Genomic DNA, 19082 nt, shown 5'->3' on the forward strand with positions numbered 1-19082 from the left:
CAGCCTGTGGACAAGATTGTTTCATGGAAAATGGTTTTGTCTATGCCTTGCAGAAAAACCCTGGTACTGTGACGCTGACAGGATACGAACATTCATTGCTGTCTGATGGTGGGCACGCTCTTCGTATTCCTTCTGAAGTTTCTCATGAGAATAAGCGTTATAGAGTGCTTCGCATTGAGGACAGGGCATTAGCCAACCTTTCTGATGTGGAGTCAATTGTCGTAGAAGATGGTGTAGAGACAATAGGAAACGACGCTTTTGAGCATTGCATCAATCTAAAGTCAATCAACCTTCCTGCATCATTAATGGGAATAGGAGAAGGGGTGTTTGGTAGCTGCTATAGTCTGCGAACGATTGTTGTAGATCCTCTCAACGAGAATTTTGATTCGCGCGAAGGCTCTAATGCCATCTTGGCTGGCGACGAACTGCTTGCCGCATGTCCAAACACAAAGATACCTTCGTCTGTTAAAAGCATTGGTGCGAATGCCTTTTTTCATTGTAACACCTTGGAGGAACTCGTTATTCCTGAGGGCGTTGAAAAGATTGGTTATGGAGCGTTCTTTGGATGCAGTAGTCTGAAACGCGTTTCTTTGCCAGAATCGCTTCGAAAAATATATCCAGAAGTTTTTTGTGGATGTAATTCGTTGGACTCTATCTACATTCCTAAAAATGTGAAAGAGATACTTGGTAATAACATCTTTCTTGTTTGTAATCGTCTTCGCTCCATTACTGTCGATAAAAATAATGCCGTTTTTGATTCTCGAGACAACTGTAATGCCATCGTCAGAAAGAAGGATTCCACATTGATTGCAAGTTGCGTTACTACAACTATCGTAGAAGGAATTAAAAGATTAGGAGATGGTTGCTTCTATGGTGTCAACCTGCATACCATTAGAATTCCCAAGTCTGTAGAGCACCTTTCTGGTAAATCATTCTCTGGATGTTATGAGATTGATTCTTTCTTTGTGGACTCTGCCAATGCCTTCTTTATGTCTCCCAAGGGGACGAATGCTATCCTGACAAAGGATGGAAAGACACTTGTTGCAGGCTGTCGTACAACAGAGATGCCAAAAGGCGTAGAGAGAATTGGTGAGTCGGCTTTTGAAGGTCGATATTCGAAGCTCATGTTAAATTTGCCAAAGGGATTAAAGACAATAGATGCTTTTGCATTTAACGGTTGTGATGCCATAAGCGAGGTCATCATCCCTTCTTCTGTTGAATCACTTTCTCCCTATATGTTCCTTAATTGTCGTCATCTCAAAGTGCTACAACTGCTTGCTCCTGTTGAGAAAATCCCCCTTGCAGCTTTCAGTGGTTGCACAAGTTTGTCTGTCGTTAGCCTTCCTGAGGGCATTAAGGAGATAGATAGCAAAGCCTTTGATGGTTGTCCATATAAAATTAGATGAAACATATTATTAACTAACTCATATTATCATTATGAAAACAAAAAATCTTTTGCTTGCCACGATGCTTATTGGAGCATTGTATGTGGTCTCTTGTGGAACAAAATATGTGACCACGGAGCAAGTAATCAATAACATTGATTCTCTGTCAAGCAGATATTATGTGAATTATAAACCAAATGTAGACTATTTGAATAGTCATCCACTTAAAAAGATTGAGAAAGATAGTTTGGTGGCCATCATTTTAAAGTCATCTCCTGCTATGCAAAAAAGTGAGACTGTTTCAAATCAGTTTGGAACATTCTCTCCACGTCCTATTGTTACAAAAGAAGACTCCTTTAATCTGATGTGCTTATGTGACTCCTTAATAGATTATAGACCAGTAGATATTAGTTGGTATCATAATACCATAGATATATCAGACCAATACTCACTGAGTTACAATCTTGGCTTCTATGGATTAAAAGAAGGAAATATGCGCCCAATACTAAATGAGAATTTTCGCGCCGATGTTATTAACAAAAAGACGGGTGAAAAGACTCAATTAGAACTGAAGGAGCTTTCGTATGGTCAATTGAATAAAACTCCATTGGTATATGCCTTTGCCTTTTGGGTGGAATTTGAGGAACATCGCTATCTGATTCATGGTATGCATGATGTCCGTATCTATCATGATAAATTGGAAAAGAAAATGGCTTTTACAGATGGATGTTATATGATTAGATAAGGGCTATATAATGTTTTTAGAATAAATACACAATTATTATGGAAAAAAAGCTATTGCTTGTCATGATGCTTTTAGGAGCATTGTATGTAGTCTCTTGTGGTACAAAACATGCAGTGACTGATTATACTCAGAAGTTGAATTTCTGTGCAGCGGGAGGAACTATTGATCTCAATGAACGTTACTCTCTCAATTATTATTTGAACTTAAATTTAGATTCCCATAAAGTGACGGTGAAATTCAAGGATGCAAAAGTGATTGACAGACAAACAAATGATACAGTCAATGTTGAGATGGAGAACTTAAAGTGTGCTCTTTTGTCTAATCGCCCAATAATCTATGCAAGTGTGTTCGAAGTCACTCATATTGACCAGCATTATATATTGCATGTTCTCTTTGATGATCGTACAATTTTCAATAAGAAAAAAGTAGAGTTCAAGGCCACAGAGAAGTGTTATAATGTTGCAGATCTGGACCCAAAGAGAATAGAACAGTATCTTGGGAAATAGTCGTCATATGTACCTTCTCACCTCACCGTGGTGAATGCCTCGTTGAGGGAGAAGGTTTTTTCGTAGCCTTTGGTCTTTACAGTCCCACCAACCCCCTTTGGGGTACGAATCAGGGTACATAGCGCCATGACGCATCGTTTATCTAAATTGCTTATATACAGACGTATAAAAAATGTGAAAATATCACCAGGTTTCAATGTCGTTAAAATCTTTTTACTTATCTTTGTCACATGAAAAGAATCAACAGCTTTCTCATCCTGCTCCTGTGCTTCGCTTCATTAGGTTGCGAAGAACGTCAAGAATATCGTAATGCATTGTCTCGTGCAGAGGCAATGGTGGAAACCAATCCTGATTCAGCCCTTGTTGTCTTAGACAGCCTTAACGAATATTCGTCTGATTTCGATCGCCATTTCAATATGCAGTATCAACTCCAGCTGACCAATGCCCGCATGAAATCAGGAGTTTTGTTCACGACAGATTCTCTTACCTTGTCGTTAGTCGATTATTTCGATTCCAATGGTACTGATGACGAGCGAGCATTAGCATACTATATTTACGGTTGTTCTTTAGTAGACTTAGGTCAGGCACCAGAGGCATTGCAGGCATATTACACTGCCTTGGAGTCAATAGATACCACCATGGTAGATTGTAATTACAATCTATTAAAAGCCATTTATGGCCAGATGTCTCTCATTTTTGATGCCCAGAACTTGCCTCAGGACGAGATTTGGGCATTGAATCATTATATTGATTATGTGAAAAAGACCTCGGATAGTGTTGATATCTATTTGGCGGAATACAGAATGACAGCCCCATACTACTTGTTAAACGAAATAGACAGCATTCTTGATCTTACAAAAGTTTTATATCATTCCTTTAAACGTATTGGCGCAGACCAGGATGCAGCCATCATTATGGGACCCACCATTCCATTATATGTGGACAGAGGTGATTTGGATAAAGCCAAAGAGTCTATGCGTATTTACGAAGAGGAATCTGGTCTATTCGAAAAGAATGGAACAATAAATAAAGGCTACGAAGGTTACTACGTTTATAAAGGTGACTATGAATTGGCAATCAATCAATTAGACTCTGCAGAAATGTATTACCGAAAAAGCATTCCATATGATTATCTGACAGGAGCCTATAAAGGTTTGCTGAATGTCTATAGAAAAAGAAACAACGTTGATTCGGTATATCATTTCTCTTTATTATTCGAGGCTGCTCAAAATGCACTTCACAAGCAGATGCGAACCACAGCCATTCACCAGATGTCTGCCCTTTATAATTATAATAGGAGTCAGAAAGAGGCCGTGCAAGAACGCGAAAAATCGCGCATACTCAAAATGTATATCTTCTTCATCACGAATATTCTCATTCTGATTATTGCTTTGCTAATATGGTTATATTTAAGAAATCAGAAGAGAAAGAAGCGCGAACTTGCTATATTAAAAACGAGATTTCATAATACTGTTACGGCTCATTTCGAGATTTCTGCGGAATTGCAGATGCTTAAGAGCAGGAATTACGATGGTATTATCGCAGAGAAGGAAATCAGGGAATGCGAGTTAAAGAATGAAATAGAAAAACTGAAAATAGAGATTGAAAACTATCAGCTAGCCAAGAAAAAGGAGCCTGTTGATAACATAGATGCATTCCTCAAAAGTGGTATTGCCAAAACATTTATAGAAAAGGCCAGCTCAAAAACAGACAACTTGAAGATAACGGAAATACAGTGGAATCTTTTGCAAAGTCAGTTCTGCAGATGCCTTCCTGTTCTTTTTAAAACATTCTCTGAGGGAAAGTCTTTATCCTCATTGCAGCAGCAAATTTGTATTCTCCTTATTCTTGGCATCCCAGAAGCGTCAATGAGAAAAATGTTAGATTGCTCAAAAACAGTTTTTTCAGATGCAAAGTCCCGTTCCAATGTAAAACTATTTGGACAAAACGATGCACGTTCGCTCAAAAACAACCTTTTAAAGAGCTTAAAAGGGGCTTGACGAATTTTGACGAACTTTTTTTATAATGCTCTGATAATCAATTGATTTTTCAGGGCATTATTCCTTTTTTGACGAACTTTGACGAACTAAATTTTTTCAAAACATTTGGAGTATATATTGATTTTGTTTACTTTTGCGGCAATCAATAACAAACAAAAGACCAAAACAATGAAAAAATTTTTCTTAATCTTTAATTTGATTTTTATGGTATCACTCAGTGGTATTGCTCAAATTCAGTCTGACCCCCAAAAGCAGGAAGTTGAGCTAAGTGTAAAGCCAATAGACCCAGTCATAATCTCGAAGCCCATCAAGCGAAGCCCTGCTATGGCCCCTTCAGTGAGTTTGTCGGATCATACATTATATTTTAATACCTCTTGTGATGGTTACGTCCTGCGATTGGTCAATGAAGATGGTGATATAGAATACGATATCATTATTCCTGAAGATACAGAAACCCTAAGCCTGCCTTTCTATCTGGAAGGAGAATATGAACTCCAAATCATCCGTGACAACTATTGTTTCTATGGATATATAGAACTATAAAGATTAGTATTTGTTTAGAACAAGTATGCCCCTGTGATCCTAAAACCTATATAATGTTTCGTAAAATCAACTGGATACAAGTTAAATGAGATGAGAAATAGTATATATCTTTTTTATATTGTTTTTACATGCATTGTTATTCAATCCTGTGATAGGGAATTGGAGAACGCATTAAACAAAGCAGGTTCAAATCGTTTTGAACTTGAAAAGGTGTTGGACTATTTTGAAGAAAATCCAGATCCGTTGAAGTACGAGGCAGCGAGGTTCTTGATAGAGAACATGCCATCTCATTATCATATGGAAGGTGAGACTGTTGACATGATGGACTCCATTTATCTTAGTGCATGTGGTGAAAGTCAGAATAATCGAACAAAATTCTTCAATGACTCTGCATTAAAGATAAATAACTCTCAGGCAAAAGTGGTCTATGATATCACAAAATTGAAGGCCGATTATCTGATAAAGGTTATCAATGAAGCGTGTGATGCATGGAATAACTCAACTTGGCACAAAGAATATGATAAGTCCATTTTCTTTGAGTATGTTCTACCATATTGCTTATGTCATGAATCTATAAGTGATTGGCGATCAACCATCAACGAGGAATTTCCATTGTTTTGCCAAGATATTGCTATTACAAGAAGAGGTTTAGAACTTGAAGCAGAAGAAGCGCAATGTAATCAATGTGAAACGAGTGAATTTAATGGTGCTTCCAAAGGTTTGGCAGTAATCATGCCAAATAACAAGTCTGCAGTTAGTTTTACTATAGTGTCAGAGCGACAAACCCAAAAGCGTCTTATCTTGAGATATTCGTCTACGGCTCACCACTTGACGACATTAGTCAATGTAAATGGAATAGTGGTTGACACACTTCGTATGGCTCCAACGCGTAATATAGAATCATTTACAGAGAAGTGGTTTAATAAAGCAATACCCCTCAAGAAGGGAGAAAACACCATTAGTTTGACATGTGTTTCAGACACGATGTGTGTAGACTATATTCAGTTGGGAGCATTAGAGATTTTCAATCATAATGATTTGAATGATTTCTCTGGATGTTATTATAGTATAATAAACAAGCAGAGTAATCATAGCATTTCGTTTGATACAACAGCTATATCAATCAATAATACCATCCGTTTAAAGCCATATTCGTTAGCAGATAGTACACAATTGGTTAGATTGGATTATTCAGGATATCCATGGTGGAGAATTGGCTATTACAGAAAGGATGCCATGGATTTGTGTCTTCAGATGGAATTTGGTACACCACGTACTTTACATCCTGGAACAAAAGTAACCATGGGTGAATATGTTATGAAACCGATAGATCAGTGGTTATTCATTCCTCTTGGAGATGATACATATCGTATTATGAACAAACATACTGGTTTTTTCCTCGATACACAGAAAGATTTAAATACAGGAAATGAGATACTTGTTCAGAACATCTTCTCGGAGGATGACTCCCAGAAATGGATACTAAGAAAACAAGGTGCACACATTTACACAGACAATTTCTTTAAGGTAAATTCGTCTATCTCTGAGGCCATGAGGGTCTTTGACTTGACTCATCAGTTTGAATATTTTATCTATGGCAATCCGTATGGAACTAAAGGAAGCTCTTTGTTTAAGTCTAAAAGTGGAAAGTGTGCCGACGAGACAAGTTTTTCTATTTATCTTTGTCGCCATCTTGGCATCCCCTCTGCATATGATTTTACGCCACATTGGGGGAATCGTAGCAGCAGCCATTCTTGGAGTGTTCTGATAGATAAAGATGGGAAGTCAGTTCCGTTCTATATGGGTAATTTCCCTGGAGATACAGCTCATTATTTTCATTCGTATATTAAGCCTAAGGTGTTTCGCTATCGATATAGTCTCAATGATCAAATGATTAAAGACTTAAAACACGAACAATCTGTTCCTCAACTCTTTGAACAACCTCATTACACAGATGTTACTGAGGAATATTGTAAGACTGTTGATGTGGAACGTCTTGTGCCAGATGAGTATAAAGGGAAAAGGGTGGCATATATCTGCGTATTTGACAATCGTGATTGGGTTCCAGTCCATTATGGTACAATAAAGAAAGGACGAGTTACGTTCAAGGCCATGGGATGCGGCATTGTATATATGGCAGGATTTTATGAGGATGGTGTCATTGTGCCTTTTGGTCATCCATTCTTGATAGACAATGATGGTAAGGTGAGAGATATTATTCCAAAGTCCAATAAACGTATAGCGATGCAACTGCTGAGGAAATACCCCTTCATGGGCGCACAAGACTTCTTTAATAGCCGTATGAATGGAGGACAGTTCCAAGGCTCTTGCAATTCTAATTTCTCAGATAGCATAGTATTGTATACCCACAAGGGCATCACAAATGGCAATTGGTATGATGTCCGTATAATGTCGGATAAGAAATTCAAGTACCTGCGCTATATGGGAAGCAAAGGCTCTTTCTGTAATATTAATGAGTTAGAGTTCTATGGGCCAGACGGAAAGAAACTCGAAGGTAAGATTATCGGTACAGAAGGTGAAGGATGGGCAAGAAAGGAGAATGTCTTCGATGGTAATATCCTGACAGGATTTGGTGGCCTTAGTCCAGATGGCAATTGGGTTGGATTGCAACTCAATAAACCTTCTCAGGTTTCACGTATTCGTTATATAGGTCGTAATGATGGTAATTGTGTGGAAATAGGTGATGAATATGAGTTGTACTATTGGAGTCCAGATAGCGATTGGGAGTTACTTGACACTCAGAAGGCCACAAGCAACATCCTTACATTCCTAAATATTCCTTCTAACGGTCTTTATATTTTGAAAGACGTCACTAAAGGTGTTGAGGAACGGATTTTTACGTATGAGAATAACAAACAGGTCTGGTGGTAACGTCAGCCATATTATTACTAACAAATTAAATTATTATGAGAAAAAAATTCTTATTGTTAATCACAATGTTTCTAGGAGCATTGTATGTTGGATGTTCGTCCGATGATGGCTATTTGTCTTATGAATTAGATGAAGATGCCAAGTTACAGAACACAAAGAACCTGATTTTGTCTTATGGACAAAAGTATGGACTCTCTAACATTCAGTTCAATGATGAACTGTTGAGAAAGAATTTGGATTTACCCAAGGAGGAATATGAGAGAGATATAATATGTATGGCTATTTCTGTTGGAAAGCTAAAGCCAAGTTCAAAGATATTGAGAAAGACGCGAAGAAGTAGTGGGTTTGGTGATAACGACCCGAACCCGGGTGGAAAACCGAATAATGAACCTGATCTTTATATTAGCGGTTCTGCAGACGTCTCAAACACAATTGATAGTACTGTTTTTAAGTTTACATTAAACTATGAATATAATCTTCGCGGTTACGGTTGCGTAAGGGTGAAAGATGAGCATGCGTATGTGTATAAACTTAGAAAGTGTAAAGAAAGAAAATGTGGAATAATACACCCCCTTCACGAAGTTAATATATATGAGCTTGCATCGTGCTCGTCAGAATTATCAAGTCCACCTTTTCGTGGTTCTTATACGTCGGTCGTAGGAGCCCAAGTACATCTGATTGCAGATTATTTAGTTCGTGTTATTTATGCAAAGAATAATGTTAATAAACAAGTCGGTGGTAGTTTTGATGTTGACGCAATAATTCAAGAAAGGAAATGATATATGAAGAAAATCTATTTGCTTGTTATTGTCATTTTTTTTATTTCCTGTGGAACAAAAAATGTTACGGTAGGAAATACAAATGGGGATGCTAACACAGAGCTGAATTTCTGTGCATCGGGAGGAACTATTGATCTCAACGAACGTTACTCTCTCAATTATTATTTGAATTTAAATTTTGACTCCCATAAAGTGACGGTGAAATTCAAGGATGCAAAGGTGATTGACAGACAAACAAATGACACAGTCAATGTTGAGATGGAGAACTTAAAGTGTGCTCTTTTGTCTAATCGCCCAATAATATATGCAAGTGTGTTCGAAGTCACTCATATAGACCAGCATTATATATTGCATGTCCTCTTTGATGATCGTACAATTTTCAATAAGAAAAAGGTAGAGTTCAAAGCAACTGAAAAGTGCTATAATGTTGCAGATCTGGACCCAAAGAGAATAGAACAGTATCTTGGAAAATAACAATCTGATTCTTAACAAGAACAATTAACTGTTGTATATGAAAACAAAATTATTATTGCTTGTCACGATGCTTATTGGAGCATTGTATGTGGTCTCTTGTGGTACAAAACATGCAGTGACTGATTATGCTCAGAAGTTTAATACCTGCGCTGCAGGTGGTCATATTGAGCTTAATGATCGTTACACCCTTGACTATTATTTGAATCTTAGATTTGAGAATAATGATATGGAGGTGATGTGGAAAAATGCTGAGGTAATTGATAAGCAGAAAAAAGACACTACGAAAGTAGAGATGAAGAACCTGAAGTGCGTGTTAATATCTGACTCACCTGTCATTTATGCCAGTGTTTTCAATTTTAATCATTTGGATCAACGTTATATCGTTCATGTCCTCTTTGATTATCGCACAATTCTTAATAAGAAAACTCAAGAAGTGAAGGCAACTGAAAAGTGCTATAATGTTGCAGATCTGGACCCAAAGAGAATAGAACAGTATCTTGGGAAATAACGATTTGATTCTTTACTAGAACAATTAATAGTTGTATATGAAAACAAAAAAACTATTGCTTGTCACGATGCTTATTGGAGCATTGTATGTAGTCTCTTGTGGAACAAAGCATGCTGCAGTGGATGTCTTGAAACCAAGTGATCCTAACCTGTATAGTTTTTGTGGACTCCACGAGAACATTGAACTTTCAGATCGTTATACGCTGAACTATAACATGGACCTGAACTTTGACACTGAAAATATTAAGGTTCTATGGAAGAAGGCCGTGGTTATTGACAAGCAAAGTAATGATTCTGTAAATGTAGATATGAAGGACCTGAGGTGTAAACTCATATCTAATCCTCCGATTGTCTTTGCTGGAACATTTGATGTGCATCATCAGAACCAGCATTACATTATTCATTTCCTCCAGGATATGCGAACATATATCAATAAGAAGAATGGTGGAATGAAAGTCATGCAGGAATGCCATAATGTGGCAGATCTGGACTCCAACCTGCTTTATAAGTTTCAGAAGCCAGAGAGGATTCCTAGGAAATAATTATTGAGTCTTGGAACGCTAATAGGGTAAATTCCTTATTAGCGTTTCCATGACGAAAAAAGATGTTATGCTGTCAAAGATAGCACCATATTACTATATCGTAGCATGGATATGCTTGTCGAGTGCCAGCATATTTGTTGTAACGAATGCGTTTGTGGATAGCATATTATATCCGAAATGGATAATAACTGCTATGCTCGCAGTCGTATTCACATTCTTTTCATTACCTTTCTTCTTTTTCTCAAAGAATATTCCATGGGTAATGGTATATAAGCAAATATGTAGGTACACGAATATCATAGTTCTTTTTGAAGCATTATTGGCCATCTTCCAGATTGTTGGTTTGGTCTCAATGAATACCAGTTGTTATGCTGGAACATTCGACAATACGGCTGGCTTGTCTGCTTGTCTTGCCATAAGCTATCCAATGGGTTTTGTTTTCTTTAAAGAATATAACAAGTATGAACGTTTTTGTTTCTGTATAGTCAAATTGGTTTGTTTGTTTGCTTTAATTGTATATGAATCAAGAATTGGTTGTGTCACCATGATACTTATACTTTTCTTGGTCTTATTTAATAAGCATCGCTATAAGTATTGGCTTGTTGTTTTTTTAGTTGTCACTGCCTTAGTACTTAGTGCTTGTTTCGTAAAGACACAATCAACAATAGGTAGATGGTTTATCATTGAACGTACAATGGAACTAATACAAGAACGACCAATGACGGGCTGGGGGATTGGTGGCTTTACTAAGGAGTATATGAATGCTCAGGCCGATTATTTCTGTTGTTATCCAGAAAGCCCGTATGGTTTGTTGGCGGACAATATTCATCATCCATTAAACGAGTTTTTGTTGTTGGCGGTTAATTATGGCGTTCCATGCATGTCTTTGGTGCTTATATGTTGTATGATGGTATTCCTTTATTATGCTTATCACAGATCACCATATGGAAAAGAGGGATGCTATATATTTATGTCCATATTGATAATGGCCTTTTTTTCCTATCCCTTTTCTTATCCCTTCACATGGCTTTTGTTAATTCTGTCTGTTGTGCTTGTGTTCTCAGTCAAGCTTGGTCGTATAAAAAGAAACAGACCCAATTTGACTATTACTTTTTTGCTCTGGGGCATCAATGCCTTGGCTTTTGTTCCATTAAGTAGAACTCTGGAATTTCATTTGTCTTGGAAAGATGCCTCATCGCAAACGAGGAATCCTGACGCCTCCCAGTCTTTATATAATTCGCTTTATCAGTGTGGACGTAATAATTATCATTTTCTTTATGACTATGCTTGTGACGCATATGATAAAGAACAATATGAACTTGCCTTAGATTTATCTTATAAGGCGGAGAGGTATATTTCAGACTATGAACTAACAATGCTAATTGGTGATTGTTGTCAGTCTTTAAATTATCAGGAAGATGCAATGTGGCACTATCAGAGAGCTCTTCAGATGTGTCCATCACGCTTGATGCCACTATACGAGATTTATAATATATATAGTAGCCGTAATGATACAGTAAATTGCGTAAGGCTATATAAACAAATCAATCATAAGGAAATCAAAATTAAGAATCAAATAACGGAAATGATAATAAAAGATGTAAACCAAGATAAAAAACGTTTTATTACTAACTGATTATACTCAGAAGTTTAATACCTGCGCTGCAGGTGGTCATATCTTTCTCACCTCACCGTGGTGAATGCCTCGTTGAGGGAGAAGGTTTTTTCGTAGCCTTTGGTCTTTATTCATGATTCTTTAATACTTATATATTAATTGTAATTGACGAAGAAACGAGGAATAAGCTTGGTCAGATTTTGACGATTGGCAAAATATCTGTAATTTTGCAGGCGATATGAAAATTGTAATACTAGACGGATTTACGGCCAACCCAGGCGATTTGTCGTGGGCTGAGCTGGAAGCGCTGGGTCAGGTGACGGTGTACGAGAGAACCTTGCCCAGTGAGACGGTGGCGAGAGCTGCCGAGGCGGACATGGTGCTGACCAACAAGGTGGTTGTGAGTAAAGAGGTAATGGACCAGTTGCCCCACCTTAAATATATAGGTGTGCTGGCCACAGGTTATAATGTGGTGGACGTCGAGGCTGCCCATCAGCGTGGCATCATAGTGACCAACGTGCCTGCCTATAGCACTGAGAGTGTGGCGCAGATGGTGTTTGCCCACCTGCTCACAGTGACCAATCGTACTGAGCACTATGCCCAAGAAAATAGGCAGGGGCGATGGAGTAGGAATGCCGACTTTTGCTATTGGGACTTCTCGCATATGGAACTGGCTGGCAAGACCTTTGGCATTGTGGGACTTGGAAATATTGGTCGTCGCGTGGCTGAGATTGCCCTGGCCTTTGGCATGAAGGTGAAGGCTGTGAGTAGTAAGACCACCCTGCCTGCAGGCATCGAGAAGGTGTCGCTGGAGGCGTTGCTGGCCACGGCTGATGTCTTGTCGCTGCATTGTCCACTGACGGACAGTACGCGCCACTTGATTAATGCCGACACGCTGGCGAAGATGAAGTCTTCAGCCATCCTTATCAACACTGGTCGTGGTTCTTTGATTGACGACCAGGCTGTGGCTGATGCGTTGGCCGATGGTCGACTGGCTGCCTTCTGTGCCGATGTGCTCACGCAGGAGCCGCCCTTGGCCGACAACCCTCTGTTGAAGCTGCCTAATGCCTTTATTACGCCCCACATTGCCTGGGCGTCGAAGGAGGCTCGCGTTCGCCTCATCCAGGTTGCTACCAACAATGTGCGTGCTTTCTTGAGTGGCACGCCACAGAATGTTGTTTAGCTGAGCTGGCGCGACGTCCGCCACGCGTTTGTTCATTGTACATTGTACATTGTTCATTGTACATTGTTCATTGTCAAGAAATACTGCCGAAAAAAGGGGTTCTGAAAAAATGCAAACTAGAACGCAAAAATGGGTCAAAAATGACCTTTCGGAGGACCCCTATCGATTTCACCATGCAACGGAGGCTGTTTTACGATGCAACTCATGCTGTTTTACCATGCAAAACAGCCTCCGTTGCAGTGTAACTCAGGCTCCGTTACAACCTAAACGAATATTCGATTGCGTTCTAAATCTTTACACTTTTCGAGCTAATTTTGCAACTCTCTCATTTTCAACGATTTACGAACTCTCTCATATTTCGCCTGTACGCACAGAAAAAAATTTTGGCTCAGAATTTTTAAATCTCAGAGGCGCTATTGTCAGAAAATTTCCATGAACCACGTGCAGATTCGACAGACAACACGCATTTTCTTTTTTCGAAATTAACTGTATGATGGCATTTGTTTAAACATTGTTAATTCTTCATCATTAACATGGGGATTGCTTGGAGAGTATCAGATAAAAGTATAAATTTGCAATAAAAAAATATAACTCCATAAATATTAACTAAAAACATGTTTTTCATGAATCGTGTTTTCGTTTCCTCGATACTGTTGGTCCTGTTCTTTTTGACGGCTAACGCTCAAGAGATGAGTCCAGATGCAGGAACTAACGGTCAATTTGAATGGCCGTCAACAGACCATAACACATTGACCCAAAATGGCGTTACGATACGACTCGTAAATGGAAGGCCAGAAACAACGTTTTCTGTAACGGCATCGGCATCGGCCACTTATCCAGTTGACTTCTGGCTTATGGGCGTAAGGCATAGCAATGGAACATGTTCAAAGTACATGCTGAAGGTGGATAACGACTCTGTTGGAGAGATTCTCACTGACAGGGGCGACTGGTATTCTTATCAGCATGCTATTTACCTGAGTGAGGGCGACCATCAAGTCAGTCTTGTTGGCAACCTTGACGATGTGCCGAATGCAGAGCATGTGAGTAAAGGTAAGACGGTTATTACTTTCAAAGAGCGATTGAATTCCGACACAGTCAGATATGCCCAAAGAAAGAATCACCAGAAACTGATAGAAGAAGAAAATGCTGCATTTTTCGAGGACTCGCTGTCGAGGGACTATCGTGTGATTAACTTCAATTTCAATGATGACGCACAGATAGATACAATTCGCCCCTCCACCGAATACAATGCCGAGCTCAACAAACAGGTGTTCTACTCTTTCTTCCGACTTGAGTATTTTCATGAAGGTCAGCATGTGAGTATGCGAACAAGTGGAACCACACTTAGCCACGCATTGAATCTGTTTAGCATGGACGACCCATCTGTGCTGTCAAGAGTCGCCGTGTCAGGACAAGCGGGTGAGGCATTGCTAAGCGTAGACATACCCCAGAGTGGTTTCTATTATGTCCTTTTACGTACAACCGACCCGTCAGAGTTTGGAACCTGCAATCTGTGCATTAACGAAGACAAGTGCTTTGACAATGTGCCTATATGCAGCTCCTCAACAGTGATACAGCATCCTTTCACAGGGCTCCCTTGTTGCTATTTTGCCGTCAGTAAAAATAGCGATCCATATATCTGCCTGATGGGAGAGGACGACCGTGTGAATGCCCACAACGACGATTATCCCTTTGATCCAGGAAAGTCCAATTACAATTGGGGGAAGAATGCTCGCATCAACAGGCCTTCAGGACAAAGCGGATGGCTGTTTACAACAACGAAATCATATCCAACTTCGAGACTTCCGAAGTGCGATATTTATGTGGAATGTAGAAGTGCAGGAGTTGATACAATTCAGCATCCAAATCTTAAGTTTGATGATGCAATTACTTCTCATTCTCCGTCGTATCTGTCAGAGTATTATAACTGCTTTGCATGGAGTGTCGGTCTTTGGCGAGAATGGAAAATCTTTGAGAAAATAAATAGCAAAGACGAGATGGATGCTTTTTTTGCGGAGTATGGCTTTTATCCAACGAATTCAAGTAACTCAGCAGACATTGATTTATGGTCAGACGGAAACAAGTTTACGCATGCATCTGTGAGATCAAAATCGCATCAATATGCTGCTGGATACGATTGGGAAAGTAAGCTAGGTCCAAATATCAGAATATTTCATCCGCGAAATGCACTCCATGGAGGAACATACGGTGAGGTTGTGGCGCATTACATGAGAGAACGCAATATGGCTTATCCCCATCCAGGACCTGGTCCTGTTCTGGATTTCTCGTTTTCAGAATCAGAAATGACGCAAATTGACAATGGAATCAAGAAGATTCCAAACAATGTAAAGGATTTGTTCTGGAAAATGTATAATGATTATCAGAATGATAGTTCTATTATGTATTTAAGCGATGCTCGAGACTTTGACAGAGCTCGAGTTTACAAGACATTGCTTAACTATTGCATTAATAATCCTATCGTTATTAATTTCCTATACAAAGAGGCAAGTAAAAGAAGTGTATTTCCTTTTAAATTATTGCAAGATTTGGCTGCAAGAATACACCCAGGACTGGAGTCCTATGTGGTGGAATCATGTAAGCACGTATGTGTCAATGGAAAAGGAATAACTTCACTAAACGTTCAGGCTATGGAAATTCTATTGTCAAAAGCATTATTGGCGGATGTCACTTCTTTAAAAGAAGTAGAAGATATCGCACAAAAGAACGTTTCTCAGCGTGAAATGATTTCTTTGTCTGTTACAGTACAAGAACGAACAGCCCATGTGTCCTTTATTCTAAGTGAAAAGTCTGAAGTAAGTTTGATGTTGGTTGACTTGAATAGTTTTGAGAAAAAAGATATTATTAAGTCTCAGAAATATGAGGAAGGAGAACAAAATATAACCTTTTTAATTGATAAGCCAAGCTTTTATTCAATTGGTTTAGTTGTAAATGGAGGCATCTATGAAAAGAAATTTAAAGTAGAAACTAACGATATATAAGTATGAAATATTTAATACTGTTATTTCTGTGGTTGTGTGCCGTTACCGATATTCAGGCTAGATTATACCCTGTGGCCACGATTCATTCAGTGAAATGCATTGAGCACAATGATACCAGTATTTATGTGTTAAGACCTAATGGACTTAAGGTCGTCAACAAGTTAACTGGCAAGATAACGGTCTACGACATGAGCACAGGCTATTTCGAAGATCAGTGGCGCATAAAAGACATGACACGACCTAATGCTTGGGTGGGACTGAATGCTCTGGCAATAAGGCCAGACACCATCTGGGTAGGTAGCAATGATGGCGTGCTGACCAGTATTACTGATGGCAGGGCTGACACTACTGTGCATTATGTGAATCATGATGAAAATAAGGTGAATGATTTAATATGGCCAATAGGCATAAACAGTATTGTCTTTGATTCAAACGGAACCATAGTTATAGGCGGAGACAATTGTATTTCCGTTATCTACCGCTCAGGAGAGGAACAGACGTTGGTTTTTCCAAGTTGTGACTTTGGAAACGAAATATGGCAGATGGTGGTAGACCATCATGATGACATCTGGATTGCTTCTACTTTGGCTCTCTATGGTAATGGCTTGATGAAATATCATATTGGAGGTACTTTGGAGACTATCAGTGACAAGAACGATAAGAGTATGCCCTATGATTACTCTAAGGTTAAGGGTATGGTTATCGATAATGATGGCAATTTATGGTTTGGTAGTTATCATTATGACTCAATTAATGCTGAAAAAAGTGAGTGGAGAGCCAAATTGCTGAAATACGATGGTAATAACTATACAAGTTATGATGTGGGACCAGATGTAACGATCCCCATATCTTTAAAATGCGATGGTCAAGGCAGAATATGGTTTCTCCCCACAGCCTCTTTTAATTATAGCACATCTGTTGGAGTTGAGTATTCCAAAGGTCCCCTTTGCTGCTTCGACCATGGTGTGATAACCCGTTATGAATGGAATCAAGAGACAGGATTCTGCTATTGTGTGGATGTGGATGGCGACTCTATCTATATTGGCACAGACAACGGCGTGCTGGTGTTCTCCGATGGCTCATTCCATTGGCTGAATGATACAGAGGCAGGTGTTTCAGAGCCAACAGTAAACAAGAGCATGCCATCACAAATCTTCGACCTTCAGGGCCGCCCCATTCAAGGCTTGCCCAAGCATGGGGTGTATATCCAGAATGGAAAGAAGGTGATGAGGTGAGTAGATGTATGAAGAATCAAAGACTGAAGTGAACCCAGAAAGTTGGACACAACTTAAAGGTTCACTTCAGATCTGTCCACTTGATCTTCGAAAACCATTAAAAAATCTTAATTGTTTACGTTTTGTCTCGCATTTTTTAGCTTTGCGTGTCACTTATGTCAGATACTCACAAAAATAATTATTAATTTCGCACATCGAAAAAATATTAAAAATCAAATTAACAAAACTTAGACAATGACAGAACAGCAGCTTACCGCACTTGCCACAGTAATTCGCAGCATCATAGCGCAGGAGACCAAACATACAGATACAGATGATACAGATGTTTTCTAAGAGTTTTTCGCGTACATGTGCACGCATGTACGCGTAGAGTTTTTAAATTTCATCTGTATATCTGTATTGATGATACTTTTCACATGTAACTATCATATTTACCACTCGTAAACATCATATTTAGCACTCGTAAACATCATAAAAAGAAAACACAAGTTCTCCTTTTGAAGATCAGCGGGACAGGTCCTGAAGCCTGTGTTCAAATCGACACCAACCCATTATAACGTTTTATTCAGCCAATAGCACGTGGGCGGCAGCCTGAGCCATGGCCTCGTAGGCGCGCTCGCTGGGATGCAGGTGGTCGCCACTATCAAAGCCATCGGCAAAGGCCTTGGGGTTGGTGTTGCTGCGCACGGCAGCATCGAAGTCGATGCATCCGTCGAAGATGGGCGAGGTGCGCAGCCACTCGTTGAACTGCTGTCGCATCAGGTCGCGCTGCTCGTTGTAGGTGCGCCAGCCGTAGATGGGCAACAGGGTGCCACTCCATACCTTCAGTCCCATGGCCTTGGCAGGTTTCACATAGATATCCTCCACCCCTTGTTGCATCTCCTGGACCGTGGGCAGGTCGCTCCATGGGCGGAAGGGGTTGACATCCGTGCCCACAGGGTGTATAATGTCGTTGATGCCATGCTGGATAATCACATCGGTGGCACCAGCCACGTTCATCTCGATGGGAAAGCGTGTGGCACCTTTCAGTCCGTAGGCCTGATAGGTGATGCAGTCGTACTGGCGCAGGATACGCGTGCCACTGACGGCACGACGGATGATGGCGGCATTGGTGCCAAAGGCCATCTGAGCCATATAGTCGGGCCACGACTGAGCCGTGATGGAGTCGCCAAAACAAACGATGGCATGATTCTCTTCTGAGGTCAGAATATCGATGGTGTTCAGGAAATAAAACCAGTTGGTGCGACGTGTGAGGTCGAGAGGCAGCTCATCGGCCTCGGCATAGTCGCCATAGGCATAGAACCCTTTCGAGAGTGGGCCAGTGATCAGTGTGCCACTATTCATCTGGGTAAAGTCGGCCAGATAGAAGCTCACGTTCACCATGTCGCCACGACTCACGGCATAACTGATGGCATCGCTCTCCACCTCTTTGCCTGGCATCAGCGTCACGCTGTTCTCGCCACCAAAGGTGATGGGCGTATGGTCAGCGAACACCTTCGACAGTACGACAGGCTCCGTGCCTGTGAGGTTAGAGAAACGGAAGCGCAACTGACTGCCACTGAAGCACATGCGGATGGGATAGCGCAATGTGAGGTTTTTGGCATAGGTTGCTTCGCGACGGTCGGTGATGCTGGTGGCGTTGCCCCAACAAGCCACCCACTTGGTATTGTTGTTCAT

At 40.0% G+C, this 19082-nt stretch carries 15 protein-coding genes; 14 read left to right on the top strand and 1 reads right to left on the bottom strand.

Annotated elements, in window-relative coordinates:
* Positions 1–23: 23 nt before the first annotated feature.
* The 14 genes from M1D30_RS01695 to M1D30_RS01760 all read left to right on the top strand — a co-directional run bounded on the left by M1D30_RS01695 (position 24) and on the right by M1D30_RS01760 (position 17405).
* The gene (locus M1D30_RS01695; RefSeq protein ID WP_248505615.1) at positions 24–1406 is read left to right on the top strand and encodes a leucine-rich repeat domain-containing protein; all 1383 of its coding nucleotides are present in this window, start codon (positions 24–26) and stop codon (positions 1404–1406) included.
* 31 nt (positions 1407–1437) lie between these two features.
* Positions 1438–2130 carry a hypothetical protein gene (locus tag M1D30_RS01700; protein WP_248505616.1) on the top strand — a complete coding sequence of 231 codons (693 nt, stop codon included), beginning with the start codon at positions 1438–1440 and terminating at the stop codon, positions 2128–2130.
* A 38-nt stretch (positions 2131–2168) separates the two neighbouring features.
* Complete coding sequence (locus M1D30_RS01705) at positions 2169–2636, top strand: hypothetical protein (protein WP_248505617.1); 468 nt, start codon at positions 2169–2171, stop codon at positions 2634–2636.
* Between the two features lie 230 nt (positions 2637–2866).
* The gene (locus M1D30_RS01710) at positions 2867–4636 is read left to right on the top strand and encodes a hypothetical protein (RefSeq protein WP_248505619.1); all 1770 of its coding nucleotides are present in this window, start codon (positions 2867–2869) and stop codon (positions 4634–4636) included.
* Positions 4637–4804: 168 nt separating this feature from the next.
* Positions 4805–5179 carry a DUF3244 domain-containing protein gene (locus M1D30_RS01715; protein WP_248505620.1) on the top strand — a complete coding sequence of 125 codons (375 nt, stop codon included), beginning with the start codon at positions 4805–4807 and terminating at the stop codon, positions 5177–5179.
* Positions 5180–5269: 90 nt separating this feature from the next.
* Positions 5270–8071, top strand: a complete 2802-nt coding sequence (locus M1D30_RS01720) for an RICIN domain-containing protein (RefSeq protein ID WP_248505622.1) — start codon at positions 5270–5272, stop codon at positions 8069–8071.
* A gap of 35 nt (positions 8072–8106) precedes the next feature.
* The gene (locus M1D30_RS01725; RefSeq protein WP_248505624.1) at positions 8107–8850 is read left to right on the top strand and encodes a hypothetical protein; all 744 of its coding nucleotides are present in this window, start codon (positions 8107–8109) and stop codon (positions 8848–8850) included.
* 3 nt (positions 8851–8853) lie between these two features.
* Positions 8854–9324 (top strand): hypothetical protein, encoded by a 471-nt coding sequence (locus M1D30_RS01730; RefSeq protein ID WP_248505626.1) that lies wholly within the window; start codon positions 8854–8856, stop codon positions 9322–9324.
* A gap of 37 nt (positions 9325–9361) precedes the next feature.
* Complete coding sequence (locus M1D30_RS01735) at positions 9362–9832, top strand: hypothetical protein (protein WP_248505628.1); 471 nt, start codon at positions 9362–9364, stop codon at positions 9830–9832.
* 37 nt (positions 9833–9869) lie between these two features.
* A complete protein-coding gene (locus M1D30_RS01740; protein ID WP_248505629.1) occupies positions 9870–10373 on the top strand; it encodes a hypothetical protein in 504 nt (167 codons plus the stop codon).
* Positions 10374–10440: 67 nt separating this feature from the next.
* Complete coding sequence (locus M1D30_RS01745) at positions 10441–12009, top strand: O-antigen ligase family protein (protein ID WP_248505631.1); 1569 nt, start codon at positions 10441–10443, stop codon at positions 12007–12009.
* A 217-nt stretch (positions 12010–12226) separates the two neighbouring features.
* The gene (locus tag M1D30_RS01750) at positions 12227–13171 is read left to right on the top strand and encodes a D-2-hydroxyacid dehydrogenase (protein ID WP_248505633.1); all 945 of its coding nucleotides are present in this window, start codon (positions 12227–12229) and stop codon (positions 13169–13171) included.
* 623 nt (positions 13172–13794) lie between these two features.
* Positions 13795–16170, top strand: coding sequence for a hypothetical protein (locus M1D30_RS01755; RefSeq protein ID WP_248505635.1), 2376 nt, complete (start codon positions 13795–13797; stop codon positions 16168–16170).
* 2 nt (positions 16171–16172) lie between these two features.
* On the top strand, positions 16173–17405 hold the full coding sequence (locus M1D30_RS01760; RefSeq protein WP_248505637.1) for a two-component regulator propeller domain-containing protein: 1233 nt from the start codon (positions 16173–16175) through the stop codon (positions 17403–17405).
* Between the two features lie 561 nt (positions 17406–17966).
* Here M1D30_RS01760 and M1D30_RS01765 read toward each other — a convergent pair.
* Complete coding sequence (locus M1D30_RS01765) at positions 17967–19082, bottom strand: SGNH/GDSL hydrolase family protein (protein WP_248505640.1); 1116 nt, start codon at positions 19080–19082, stop codon at positions 17967–17969.

This window comes from Prevotella sp. E15-22 (assembly GCF_023204875.1).
Classification (GTDB): Bacteria; Bacteroidota; Bacteroidia; order Bacteroidales; family Bacteroidaceae; genus Prevotella.